Genomic DNA, 11843 nt, shown 5'->3' on the forward strand with positions numbered 1-11843 from the left:
TCACCGAGCCTGATGAGATAAGAGCATGATGCGGTTGGCACCATGCTCTGGCCGGACCGCGACGGGGTGGAATGGCGCAGCCGACTTTCTTCAAGAAGCCGCCTGCGTCAGCGCTGGCTGAGATCGCCACGCTGACGAAGGCGGAGTTGGTCGACCCTTCGCGGGCCGGCCACGTCATCACGGGCCTGGCTTCGCTCGACGAAGCCGGCCCGATGCATCTGACGTTCTTCGACAACCTCAAATACGCCGATCAGCTCAAGGCGACCAAGGCAGGGGCCTGCCTGGTGAGCCCGCGCTTTGCCGCCCAGGTGCCCGCGCATGTCGCGATCCTGCGGACGGCGCAGCCATTCCGCGCCTTCGTCAGGATCGCCCGCGAATGGCATGGCGATGCGCTCCGGCCGCAATCCTGGATCGGCAATGACGCCATCGCCCCGTCGGCGATCATCGACCCGACGGCGCGCCTCGAGGATGACGTCATCGTCGATCCCCTGGCCGTGATCGGCCCCGAGGTCGAGATCGGCAGCGGCACCGTGATCGGCGCAGGCGCGGTGATCGGGCCGGGCGTCAAGATCGGCCGCGACTGCAACGTCGGCGCCCGGACGGCGATCCAGTGCGCCCTGATCGGCAACAACGTGCTGATCCATCCCGGCTGCTCGATCGGCCAGGACGGTTATGGATTCATCTTCTTCGGCCCCGAGGGCCATCTGAAGGTGCCCCAGACCGGGCGGGTGCTGATCCAGAACGACGTCGAGGTCGGTGCCGGCACCACCATCGATCGCGGCTCCCTGCGCGACACCGTGATCGGGGAGGGCACCAAAATCGACAATCAGGTCCAGATCGGCCACAATGTGACGATCGGCCGGCATTGCCTGCTGGCAGCCCAGATCGGGCTCGCCGGCAGCCTGACCATCGGCGACAACGTGGCGCTGGGAGCGAAGGTTGGCATCAACAACCACCTCAAGATCGGCGACGGGGCCCAGGTGACCGCCATGAGCGGCGTCAAGGACGACATTCCGCCGGGCGGGCGGTGGGGTGGTCTCTTTGCCAAACCGACCCGGCAGTGGTTCAAGGAGATTTTGGCGGTGGAGCGTCTGGCGCGCGACAGCAAGGCTGATTCGAAGGAAGAGGGGCAGGAGTGATGGAGGAGGCACCGGTCAGGTTCGAACTCGTGGACATCAACGCGATCCTGCGGACGCTTCCGCATCGCTTTCCGATGCTGCTGATCGATCGGGTGATCAACATCCGCACCGATTACAGCGGGATCGGCATCAAGAATGTCACGTACAACGAGCCGGCCTTCCAGGGACATTTTCCGGAGCGTCCGGTGTATCCCGGCGTGATGATGATCGAGGCGATGGCGCAGACCGCGGGCGTGATCGGCATCACCTCGGTCGACGGCACCGAGAAGCCGCGGGCGGTGTATTTCCTCACCATCGACAAGTGCAAATTCCGCAAGCCCGTGCTGCCCGGCGACACCATCGAATATCACATGCGTTCGATCGGGCGCCGCAAGGCCATGTGGTGGTTTCACGGCGACGCCAAGGTCAACGGACAGGTCGTCGCCGAAGCCGACGTCGGCGCCATGCTGACGGATTGACGGCTTAGATCCGTCGCTCCGCCGGGCAATCGTAGCGACCGCCCGAGACGTGCCGCCTGATATTCTGGTTGAAGAATTGCCCCATGGACGGTGCGCCCATCAGGCCGTCGACCGTGCGAGCCGGCACGCCGCAATAGCGGTCATAGGCGCCACCGATCGCGACGACCAGCTCATGCTGTGCGCGGTCGTAGCAGACGCGCTGGAGCACGGTGCTGCGGTTGATGTCGCGGCATTCGAAGCTTGCGAGATCGACCTCGCCACGCCCCCTGATATCCACGGTCTCCGACACGATCGGCGTGGTGAGAAGCTGCGAGAGCAGCAGGGCGATGGTCCTGATCACGGCTCTTAAAGCTCCATGTGAAGTCGTTAATGTATCGCCGGGACAGCTTGCGGCACTGAAACAAGTCGAGATGATACGTCACTGGACAGATCGGGCAAAGACGCGCTAACCACCGGAAAACCAAACGACTTCAACGCACAATCAGATTTTCTTGATGAGCAAGATTGATCCCGCGGCGCGGGTGGCAGACGGCGCCGTGATCGGCGAGGGCACCGAGATCGGGCCCTTTTGCATCATTGGCCCCCATGTTGTGATCGGCAAGAACTGCAAGCTGATCGGGCAGGTCAGCGTGATCGGCCACACCACGATCGGCGACGATTGCGTGATCTCGCCGTTCGCCGTGCTCGGCGGCGCGCCGCAGGATCTCAGCTACAAGGGCGAGCCCACAAGGCTTGTGATCGGCTCCGGCTGTGTCATCCGCGAAGGCGCGACGATGAATGTCGGTACCGTCAAGGGCGGCGGGCAGACGCGCGTCGGCAATGGCGGCTACTTCATGAACAACAGCCATGTCGGCCATGACTGCATGGTTGGCAACAACGTGATCTTCGCGACCTCGGCGACGCTCGGCGGCCACTGCGAGATCGGCGACGCCGTCTATATCGGCGGCCTGTCCGCTGTGCATCAATTCACGCGCATCGGCCCGTATGTGATGGTCGGCGGCGTCTGCGGCGTACGCGACGACGTCATCCCGTATGGGCTCGTCAACGGCCAGTATGCGGTGCTGGAGAGCCTCAATCTCATCGGCATGAAGCGACGCAAGTTCACCAAGCAGCGGCTTGTTACCGTGCGCGCGTTCTACCAGAAACTCTTCCACGGGGCCGGCACCTTCGCCGAGCGGTTAGAGGCGGTGCGGCCGCTCGCCGGCGAAGATCCGGCGATCGCCGAGATCCTCGACTTCATCGGCAAGGGCAAGCGCCCGCTCTGTCTTCCCGCCATTGCCAAGTGATCACGGGATGGCCGCAACCATGACGTCCGCGGCTCCAAATGTTTCCTCGCCGGTCGGCATCATTGCCGGCGGCGGTGCCATGCCGTTCGCGGTCGCCGACTCGCTCGTGGCGCAAGGCATCGAGCCGGTGCTGTTTCCGCTGCGCGGCGCCTGCGATGCGGCGCGGGTGGAGAAATTTCGCCACCGCTGGATTTCGGTCGGCCAGCTCGGCCGCGCGATGCGGCTGTTTCGCGAGGAGGGCTGCCGCGACCTGGTCTTCATCGGAACGCTGGTGCGGCCGTCGCTTTCGGAAGTGCGCCTCGACTTCAAGACGCTCCGTCTGCTCGGCAACGTCATCCGCGCGTTTCGCGGCGGCGACGATCATCTGCTCTCCGGCGTCGGCCGCATGCTCGAGCAGGACGGCTTTCGCATGGTCGGGATCAAGGACGTCGCGCCGGACCTTTTGATGCCGGAAGGCTGCGTTACGCGCGCGGCACCGGGCGATGCTGCCGCTGGCGACATCGAACGCGGCCGCAAGGTGCTCACCGCGCTCGGCCCCTTCGATATCGGCCAGGCCGCCGTCGTGATCGACGGGCACGTGGTCGCGGTCGAGGATATTGAGGGCACCGACGCGCTGCTCGCGCGTGTCGCGCGGCTGCGCGAGGACGGCCGGATCCGGGCGGCCAGCGGACGCGGCGTGCTGGTGAAGATGCCCAAGAGCAGCCAGGATCTGCGCTTCGACCTGCCGACCATCGGCCCGCGCACCATCGAGGGCGTCGCGGCCGCGGGCCTTGCCGGCATTGCCGTGATGGCCGGCAACACGCTCGCAGCCGAGCCGCAGGCGATGATCGAAGCAGCCGATGCGCGCTACCTCTTCGTCATTGGTGTACCCGCGTGATGCAGGCCAGGAGCCCAGCGAAGAAGATCTTCCTGATCGCGACCGAAGAGTCCGGCGATCGGTTGGGCGCGGCGCTGATGAAGGTGCTGCGCCAGCGGCTCGGCGATGGCGTCGCGTTCGAGGGCGTCGGCGGCCTCATGATGGCGCGGGAAGGGCTCGTCCCGCTGTTTCCGATCGAGGAACTGTCGATCGTCGGGTTTGCCGCGGTCGTGCAGCAACTGCCGAAGATATTGCGGCTGATCCGCACGACATCAGACGCAGTCATCGAGGCTGCGCCCGACATGCTCGTCATCATCGACAGTCCCGATTTCACCCACCGCGTCGCCCGCCGGGTCCGCGCGCACAATGCGGAGATACCGATCGTGGACTATGTCTCGCCATCGGTCTGGGCCTGGCGGCCGGGACGGGCGCGCGCCATGCTCGGCTATGTCGACCACGTGCTGGCTCTGCTGCCGTTCGAGCCCGAGGAGTATCGCAAGCTGCGCGGCCCGCCGTGCAGCTATGTCGGCCATCCCCTGATCGAGCAGTTGTCGTCGCTGCGGCCGAACGCGGATGAGCAGGCGCGCCGCGATGCCGCGCCGCCGGTGCTGCTGGTGCTGCCCGGCAGCCGCCGCAGCGAGATTCGCCACCACCTCGGCGTCTTCGGCCAGACGCTCGGCCGACTCAAGGCCGACGGCTGCGACTTCGAACTGATCCTGCCGACCATGCCGCATCTGGAAAAGACCGTGCGCGAGGGTGTCGCCGGCTGGCCGGTGACGCCAAGGATTGCGGTCGGCGAGACCGAGAAGCGCGCGGCGTTCCGCATCGCGCGCGCGGCGCTTGCAAAGAGTGGCACAGTGACGCTGGAACTCGCACTCGCGGGCGTCCCCATGGTGACGGCCTATCGCGTCGGTGCGATGGAGGCCTTCATCCTGCGGCGCGCGATCCAGGTGTCGTCGGTGATCCTCGCCAATCTCGTGATCGGCAAGGAGGCGATCCCGGAGTTTTTGCAGGAGGACTGCACGCCGGAAAAGCTGTCGCAGGCGCTGTCCGAGGTGCTCACGGATACCGACATGCGACGCCGGCAGGTCGAGGCCTTTGCTCAGCTCGACACGATCATGTCGACCGGCAACCAATCGCCCAGTGTTCGCGCCGCCGACATCGTGCTGGCGACGATGCGCAAAGGCAGGCGGTGACCGGGCGAACGCATTGCGTTCAGCGCGATCGCCCTTTGTCGGTTCGGGGGAAGCCCGCTAAGATCGGGCGTTGATCGAGTCCAGCAATCGTCCAAGGGATCGGCATCTTGCGCTATCTCTTCCAGGACTACGTATTCGACACCGATCGCCGCGAATTGCGTCGCGGAGCGGAGGTGGTCAGCATTGCGCCACAGGTGTTCGATCTTCTCGACTATCTGATCCGTAACAGGGAGCGGGTGGTGAGCAAGGGCGACCTGATCAACGCGATATGGAAGGGGCGGAACGTCTCGGATGCCGCGCTGACGACGCGCCTGAACGTTGCGCGGACCGCAATCGGCGATTCCGGCGAGGGGCAGCACCTGATCAAGACGTTGCCGCGGAAGGGATTCCGCTTCGTCGGGCAGGTGCAGGAAGCCGCAGATCCCGCTGATGGAGCTGCAGGCAACGACGTCGAGCAGTGGCCGAAGCAGACTCTGGCGCTCCCCGATAAGCCCTCGATTGCAGTGCTGCCGTTCGAAAACATGTCGGGCGACCGTGAGCAGGATTATTTCGCGGACGGGATGTCGGAGAACATCATCACGGCATTGTCGCGGTTTAGTTCGCTGTTCGTCATAGCCCGCAATTCGAGCTTCACCTACAAGGGCAAGGCCGTCGACGTCAAACAGGTCGGCCGCGAACTGGGGGTGCGCTACGTGGTCGAAGGCAGCGTGCGCAGGGCAGGCCGCCGCGTGCGCGTTACGGGACAATTGATCGAAGCGGCGACCGGCATCCATTTGTGGGCGGACCAGTTTGACGGCGAGCTTGACGACATCTTTGATCTCCAGGATCGCGTCACCGAACGCATCGCCGTAACTGTCGATATGCGGCTCCAATCCGAGCAAGGCCGTCTCGCGCAGCGAAAGCCGACGGACAAGCTCGATGCCTACGACTGCGTCCTGCGGGCCAACGCCGTATGGCGGCATGGTGATCGCGAAGCAAACGAGGAGGCACTACGCCTCGCCTATAAGGCGATTGAGCTCGATCCTCACTATGGGGCCGCCTATGCGCGCGCTGCACTCTGCATCAACGCGAAGAAACACCCTCGCTGGATGATCGATCCTCAGCGGGAAACAGCCGAGGCCATCAGGTTGGCCCGGCTTGCGATCACCTTCGGAAGCGATGACGAAGTGGCGCTTGCAGCGGCGGCACTGGTTCTCGGCTTGCTGGCCGGCGAGCTGGATGCCGCGGCATCATTGGTCGACCAGGCGGTCTCGCTCAATCCGAATTCCGCGTTCGCATGGAGCGTGAGCGGTTGGCTGAGGCTCTACATGGGTTACCACGAACTCGCTATCGAACATCAGAATCGGGCCATGCGGCTCAGCCCGCGCGATCCCAATCGCCGGATCATGATTTCAATGCTGGGCGCTGCGAATTTCTACCTGGGCCGGTTCGAGACGGCTGAGCGGCTCACAAGCGAGGCAGTGCAGCTGACAAATGGCCATTTGGCTACGCTGCGTCTTCTTGCTTGTTGCCTGGCCCACCAGGGCAAGCTCGATCAGGCCGGATCTGTTGCTCGCCGAATGCTCAGCCTTGATCCAGGCTTTCGGCTCCCGGGCGCAGGCGAATTCGTGCCTTTGCGCCGAAAGGAGGATCTGGCTCTCTACATTGAGGGACTGCGGCTCGCGGGCATTCCCGAGTGATGCCGATCGGTTCCAGTCGCACTTACGTCCGCGATGCAAGGACCGTTCGCGCCACCGCAACGAAGGCTTGCGCGGCCGGCGACAGTGTTCGGCCTTGACGCTGGAGCAACGACACCGGTCGTGTGATGGCCGGACGTATCAGGGGTTTTGCAATCAGGGTCGGAAACTGATCGGCCGGCAGCATGGTTGCGGGAAGGATGGCAAGGCCTAATCCCTGCGCCGTCATGGCAAGCGCCGTGTTGATGAGTGTCACTTCATAGGTTGGGGTCAGGCGCTTGCCTTCCAGCCCGAGAGCCAGATCGATCTGCATGCGAATTCGCGTATCGCTCCGCATCGCGATCGTGGGCTGTTGCGCCAACTCGTCCCAAGTCAGCGACCGTCGCGCGGCAAATTCGGCTGTTCGCCGGCCGATAGCGCTCAGGCGGCCGCTGGTCAGCGTTTCCACCGTCATCTCCGAGATTTCACCTTCGACGCTGCCGATCGCGAACTCCGCATCGGTCGCGATCATACGCGGCACGAGGTCGTCGGCGGCTACGTCGCGGATGTCGATCTCGATGGCGGGATGGGCTGCACGGAATTTCGCAAGCACCCGCGGCAGCAGGGCCGATGCGGCACCGGCCGATGCGAGAAACGCGACGCGGCCGGCGCGAGCTTCGGCGAGATCTCGCATGCGACGCGACAGCACCTGCGCGTCGCTCAGCATCCGCTCTGCGGCATGAAAGGCTTCGTCCGCCGCCCGCGTCGGCTGCACCGCGCGTGTGGAGCGGTCGAACAGTCGTACGCCGAGTTGGGCTTCGATCTGCTGGATCAGCAGGCTTGTCGCCGATTGGGTGATCCCCAGTTCGCGCGCGGCGCGCGTGATGCTGCGTGTGCGATAGACGGCCGTGAAAGCCCGGAGTTGCCGCAACGTGACATTCATAGGGAAAGCTCATGAATTGATAAGTTATTTCAGGCTTATCCTATAAACGACCCTGCAATAAAGTGCATCCTGCGCGGGCCGCGAGGTAGCGGCAATGCAAAGGGATGGAAAACAAGCATGAAGACGCAGGTTCTGGTCGTAGGCGCTGGGCCGGTGGGACTCACTGCGGCGATGGATCTTGCGTCGCGCGGGATCAATGTCATCGTCGCCGAGATCCGGCAGGCGGGCGATCCGCCCAGCGTCAAGTGCAATCACGTTTCGGCGCGATCGATGGAGATCTTCCGCAGGCTCGGCGTGGCCGCAAAGCTGCGCGAGGCGGGGTTGCCGGCGGACTTCCCGAACGACTGCGCATATCGCACCACGGCCACGGGCATCGAGCTGTGCCGCATCGACATCCCCGGCCGCTCGACCCGCTACACCGCAACCGGCGGGCCTGATACGTGGTGGCCGACGCCCGAGCCGCCGCATCGCATCAACCAGATCTATCTCGAGCCGATCCTGTTCAGCCATGCTGCCGCGCAGCCCCGGATCAGCATTTTGGCACGCACGGAGATTCTGGCGATCGAACAAGGGGACCGAGAGGTGATTGCCTCGGCCCGCAATCTGGATGACGGCAGCTCGCTCCGCATTGAAGCCGACTTCGTGATCGGCTGCGACGGCAGCCGCTCCCTTGTTCGCAGGTCGATCGGCGCGAGCCTGTCGGGCACGCCGGTCATCCAGCGCGTGCAGTCAACCTACATCGAGGCCCCGCAGCTCAAGGAACTGATGGCGCCGCACAAGCCCGCCTGGATGGTGCTCTCGCTCAATCCGCGCCGCTCGGGAACGACCGTGGCGATCGACGGCCATGACCGGTGGCTGGTGCACAACCATCTCAGGCCCGACGAGCCGGAGTTCGATTCGGTCGATCGGGATTGGGCCATCCGCGCCATCCTCGGCGTGGATGAGCGCTTCGAATACCGTATCCTCAGCAAGGAGGACTGGGTCGGACGCCGGCTGGTCGCCGATCGATTCCGCGACCGGAGAGTCTTCATTTGCGGCGATGCCGCGCATTTGTGGATGCCTTATGCGGGCTACGGCATGAATGCGGGGATCGCCGACGCGGTCGATCTGAGCTGGCAACTGGCCGCGCATCTGAACGGGTGGGCGCCTGCCGCCATTCTCGATGCCTATGAAGCTGAGCGCCAGCCGATCACCGAACAGGTGTCGCGCTTTGCCATGGACCATGCACTGGCCATGATGGCACAGCGCGGCGGCGTCTCGGCAGAAATCGAGGACGACACGCCGCGCGGGCATGCCGCGCGCGCGGCGCTTGCCAAGGCGGCCTATGATCTCAACGTGCAGCAATATTGCTGCGCCGGCTTGAACTTCGGCTATTACTATGATGCCTCACCGATTGTGGCTTACGACGGTGAAACACCGCCGCCCTATACGATGGGCAGTTTCACACCGTCCACGGTGCCCGGCGCGCGTGCGCCGCATCTGTTTCTGGGGGACGGACGATCGCTCTATGATGCACTCGGGTCAGGCTACACGCTGTTGCGGCTCGACCGAACGATTGATGTCGCGCGGCTGCTGACGGCCGCGGAAGGGCGCGGCATGCCGCTCGCACTGGTCGACGTCGCACCGGAGGAGACGAACGGTTCGTATCCCGACAAGCTCGTGCTCGTGCGACCGGACCAGCACATCGCCTGGCGCGGACAGAGCGCGCCCGAGAATCCGGATATCTTGATTGCGCGTCTCACTGGCGCTGCCGGCGGCGTGGCAGCGTAGGCCGCGACAGCCCAAAACAAAAGAACAGCGCTGAGGAGGGAAATACATGCGTCATGTCGGAATGATCGGCGTGCTGGCCGTCGCTGCGCTCGCCCTCTTGCCGCTGCGGGTCTGCAAGGCGGCCTATCCGGAGCAGTTGATCAAGGTCATCGTCACCTTTCCGCCGGGCGGCAGCGCGGACATCGTCATGCGCGCCCTCGAGCCCGTGGTTGCCGCAGAGCTCAAGCAGGGCTTCGTGATCGAGAACAGGGCCGGAGCAGGGGGCAATATCGGCATGGCCGCGGTCGCGCAGGCGAGGCCCGACGGCTATACGCTCGGCGTTGCACCGGCAGGCGCGCTGACCGTGACCCCGCACTTCAATCAAACGATGCCGTTTGATCCGAAAGACCTGGCTCCGATCACGCTGCTTGCTGAAATCCCCTTTGTGCTGGTCGCGTCCGGGAATGTGCCCGCACATTCGGTTGCGGAGACGATTGCGCTTGCCAGGGCAAAGCCGGGCGCGCTGTCCATCGGTCATGGCGGCAATTCGACCGCGATGCATTTGACCGCCGCCCTGTTCACGCAGAAGGCCGGTGTCGCCATGGAGCTGGTTCCATACCGCGGAACGGCGCCGGCGGCGGTGGATGTGCTGGCCGGGCATGTCCCTTTCGCGGTGCTTGATATCCCCGCGTCGAAGCAACTCATTCTCGAGGGCAAGCTCAACGCGATTGGTGTTTCTTCCGCGCGGCGTCTTCCAACGTTGCCGGACGTGCCGACCCTTGCCGAGAGCGGGATCGGGGGATTCGAGTCCGTCGGCTGGTTTGGCCTGGTTGCGCCGGCGGGCACGCCGGGGGAGATCGTGGCGCGTTTGAACGCGGCTTTCGTGAAGGCGCTGGGCGATCCGTCGGTCATCGAGAAGATTCGGACCCTCGGCGCCGAGCCGGCACCGACCTCTCCGGAGCAGTTTGCGCGCTTCATTCAGAGCGAAAGCGCAAAATGGGGCAAGCTCGTCAGTGAGGCCGGCATCAAGCCGAACTAGTCCGGCCATGTGCGGTGCCGTGGCTAGACTAGCCACAAACAAAAGCGGCGCCATCTTTCGATGGCGCCGCTTGATGGGTGTCGAGACCGGAGCTTACTTCCGATTGCCGATCGGCACGTAGTCGCGCTTGGCGACGCCGGTGTAAAGCTGGCGCGGACGGCCGATCTTCTGGTGCGGATCCTCGATCATCTCGCTCCATTGGCTGATCCAGCCGACGGTGCGGGCGACCGCGAACAGCACGGTGAACATCGAGACCGGGAAGCCCATCGCCTTCAGCGTGATGCCCGAATAGAAATCGACGTTCGGGTAGAGCTTGCGGTCGATGAAGTACTGATCGCTGAGCGCGATCTTCTCGAGCTCGAGCGCGACCTTGAGCATCGGATCGTCGCCATGACCGGTCTCCTTGAGCACGGCGTGACACATCTTCTGCATGATCTTGGCGCGCGGATCGTAGTTCTTGTAGACGCGATGACCGAAGCCCATGAGGCGGACTTCGCTGTTCTTGTCCTTCACCTTGGCGATGAAGTCCGGAATCTTGTCCACCGTGCCGATGTCGGCGAGCATGGCGAGCGCGGCTTCGTTGGCGCCGCCATGGGCCGGGCCCCAGAGGCAGGCAATGCCGGCCGCGATGCAGGCGAACGGATTGGCGCCGGAGGAGCCGGCGATGCGCACCGTCGAGGTCGAGGCATTCTGCTCGTGGTCAGCATGCAGGATGAAGATCTTCTCCAGCGCTTCAGCAAGAACCGGGTTGATCTTGTAGTCCTCGCAGGGCACTGCGAAGCACATGTTGAGGAAGTTCTCGGCAAACTTCAGCGAGTTCTTCGGATACACGAAGGGCTGGCCGACGGTGTATTTGAAGGCCATCGCGGCCAGCGTCGGGATCTTGGCGATCATGCGCATGGAGGCGATCATGCGCTGCTTCGGATCGTTGATGTCGGTGGAGTCGTGATAGAACGCGGCGAGCGCGCCGACGGCCGCGACCATGATCGCCATCGGGTGGGCGTCGCGGCGGAAGCCCTGGAAGAAGCGGGCCATCTGCTCGTGCACCATCGTGTGATGGGTCACGCGGTAGTCGAAATCCTTCTTCTGGGCCGCGGTCGGGAGATCCCCGTAGAGCAGGAGATAGCAGGTCTCGAGGAAGTCGCCGTGCTCGGCGAGCTGCTCGATCGGGTAGCCGCGGTATTCCAGCACGCCCGCGTCACCGTCGATATAGGTGATCTTGGACTGGCAGCTCGCGGTCGAGGTGAAGCCGGGATCGTAGGTAAACAGGCCGGACTGGCCGTACAGCTTGCCGATGTCGACGACGTCGGGGCCGATGCTGCCGCTCAGGATCGGGAGATCGTAGTTCTTGTTTCCGACCGTCAGCGTAGCGGTTTTTGTGCTTGGTTTGGCGTCCATCGTAGGTCCCCGATGTGTGGTGAAACGGGCCGGACCCGGAGACCCCAGTGACATGGTGGGGCAGGCCGGAAATTCCAGAAGGTACGGGTGAGATGGGTATATTATTGCTGTGTGCGCTGCAAGA

11 protein-coding genes are annotated in these 11843 nt (G+C 64.2%); 8 read left to right on the forward strand and 3 right to left on the reverse strand.

The window, feature by feature from the left end:
* Nucleotides 1–71 precede the first annotated feature (71 nt).
* Together lpxD and fabZ are read left to right on the forward strand one after the other, a co-directional pair.
* Nucleotides 72–1139: a UDP-3-O-(3-hydroxymyristoyl)glucosamine N-acyltransferase gene (lpxD, locus tag JQ632_RS28025; protein ID WP_212405877.1), complete on the forward strand. Its 1068-nt coding sequence runs from the start codon at nt 72–74 to the stop codon at nt 1137–1139.
* Nucleotides 1139–1597, forward strand: coding sequence for a 3-hydroxyacyl-ACP dehydratase FabZ (fabZ, locus tag JQ632_RS28030; RefSeq protein WP_212405907.1), 459 nt, complete (start codon nt 1139–1141; stop codon nt 1595–1597). Before lpxD ends, fabZ begins: the two co-directional genes overlap by 1 nt.
* 4 nt (nt 1598–1601) lie before the next feature.
* Here fabZ and JQ632_RS28035 read toward each other — a convergent pair whose 3' ends face one another.
* Complete coding sequence (locus tag JQ632_RS28035) at nt 1602–1937, reverse strand: KTSC domain-containing protein (protein WP_212405878.1); 336 nt, start codon at nt 1935–1937, stop codon at nt 1602–1604.
* A gap of 154 nt (nt 1938–2091) precedes the next feature.
* Here JQ632_RS28035 and lpxA point away from each other — a divergent pair, with 154 nt between their 5' ends.
* The 4 genes from lpxA to JQ632_RS28055 all read left to right on the forward strand — a co-directional run bounded on the left by lpxA (nt 2092) and on the right by JQ632_RS28055 (nt 6614).
* The gene (gene lpxA / locus JQ632_RS28040) at nt 2092–2883 is read left to right on the forward strand and encodes an acyl-ACP--UDP-N-acetylglucosamine O-acyltransferase (RefSeq protein ID WP_212405879.1); all 792 of its coding nucleotides are present in this window, start codon (nt 2092–2094) and stop codon (nt 2881–2883) included.
* Between the two features lie 19 nt (nt 2884–2902).
* Complete coding sequence (locus tag JQ632_RS28045; RefSeq protein ID WP_212405880.1) at nt 2903–3760, forward strand: LpxI family protein; 858 nt, start codon at nt 2903–2905, stop codon at nt 3758–3760.
* Nucleotides 3757–4935: a lipid-A-disaccharide synthase gene (gene lpxB / locus JQ632_RS28050; RefSeq protein ID WP_212405881.1), complete on the forward strand. Its 1179-nt coding sequence runs from the start codon at nt 3757–3759 to the stop codon at nt 4933–4935. Before JQ632_RS28045 ends, lpxB begins: the two co-directional genes overlap by 4 nt.
* 107 nt (nt 4936–5042) lie before the next feature.
* The gene (locus tag JQ632_RS28055; protein WP_212405882.1) at nt 5043–6614 is read left to right on the forward strand and encodes a winged helix-turn-helix domain-containing protein; all 1572 of its coding nucleotides are present in this window, start codon (nt 5043–5045) and stop codon (nt 6612–6614) included.
* Nucleotides 6615–6636: 22 nt separating this feature from the next.
* Here the strand turns inward: JQ632_RS28055 and JQ632_RS28060 are convergent, their stop codons facing one another.
* Nucleotides 6637–7533 (reverse strand): LysR family transcriptional regulator, encoded by an 897-nt coding sequence (locus JQ632_RS28060; protein ID WP_212405883.1) that lies wholly within the window; start codon nt 7531–7533, stop codon nt 6637–6639.
* 117 nt (nt 7534–7650) lie between these two features.
* Here JQ632_RS28060 and JQ632_RS28065 point away from each other — a divergent pair, with 117 nt between their 5' ends.
* Both JQ632_RS28065 and JQ632_RS28070 read left to right on the forward strand, forming a co-directional pair.
* Complete coding sequence (locus JQ632_RS28065) at nt 7651–9303, forward strand: FAD-dependent oxidoreductase (RefSeq protein ID WP_212405884.1); 1653 nt, start codon at nt 7651–7653, stop codon at nt 9301–9303.
* A gap of 136 nt (nt 9304–9439) precedes the next feature.
* A complete protein-coding gene (locus tag JQ632_RS28070) occupies nt 9440–10321 on the forward strand; it encodes a tripartite tricarboxylate transporter substrate binding protein (protein WP_249152580.1) in 882 nt (293 codons plus the stop codon).
* A gap of 93 nt (nt 10322–10414) precedes the next feature.
* Here JQ632_RS28070 and gltA read toward each other — a convergent pair whose 3' ends face one another.
* Complete coding sequence (gene gltA / locus JQ632_RS28075; RefSeq protein ID WP_212405886.1) at nt 10415–11719, reverse strand: citrate synthase; 1305 nt, start codon at nt 11717–11719, stop codon at nt 10415–10417.
* Nucleotides 11720–11843: the final 124 nt, after the last annotated feature.

This window comes from Bradyrhizobium liaoningense (assembly GCF_018130955.1).
Taxonomy (GTDB): Bacteria; Pseudomonadota; Alphaproteobacteria; order Rhizobiales; family Xanthobacteraceae; genus Bradyrhizobium; species Bradyrhizobium liaoningense_C.

Bases quoted from the DNA above. Each gene is read 5' to 3' on its own strand.
- lpxD (WP_212405877.1), top strand. From the start codon at position 72: ATGGCGCAGCCGACTTTCTTCAAGAAGCCGCCTGCGTCAGCGCTGGCT.
- fabZ (WP_212405907.1), top strand. From the start codon at position 1,139: ATGGAGGAGGCACCGGTCAGGTTCGAACTCGTGGACATCAACGCGATC.
- lpxA (WP_212405879.1), top strand. From the start codon at position 2,092: ATGAGCAAGATTGATCCCGCGGCGCGGGTGGCAGACGGCGCCGTGATC.
- JQ632_RS28045 (WP_212405880.1), top strand. From the start codon at position 2,903: ATGACGTCCGCGGCTCCAAATGTTTCCTCGCCGGTCGGCATCATTGCC.
- JQ632_RS28060 (WP_212405883.1), bottom strand. From the start codon at position 7,533: ATGAATGTCACGTTGCGGCAACTCCGGGCTTTCACGGCCGTCTATCGC.
- JQ632_RS28065 (WP_212405884.1), top strand. From the start codon at position 7,651: ATGAAGACGCAGGTTCTGGTCGTAGGCGCTGGGCCGGTGGGACTCACT.
- gltA (WP_212405886.1), bottom strand. From the start codon at position 11,719: ATGGACGCCAAACCAAGCACAAAAACCGCTACGCTGACGGTCGGAAAC.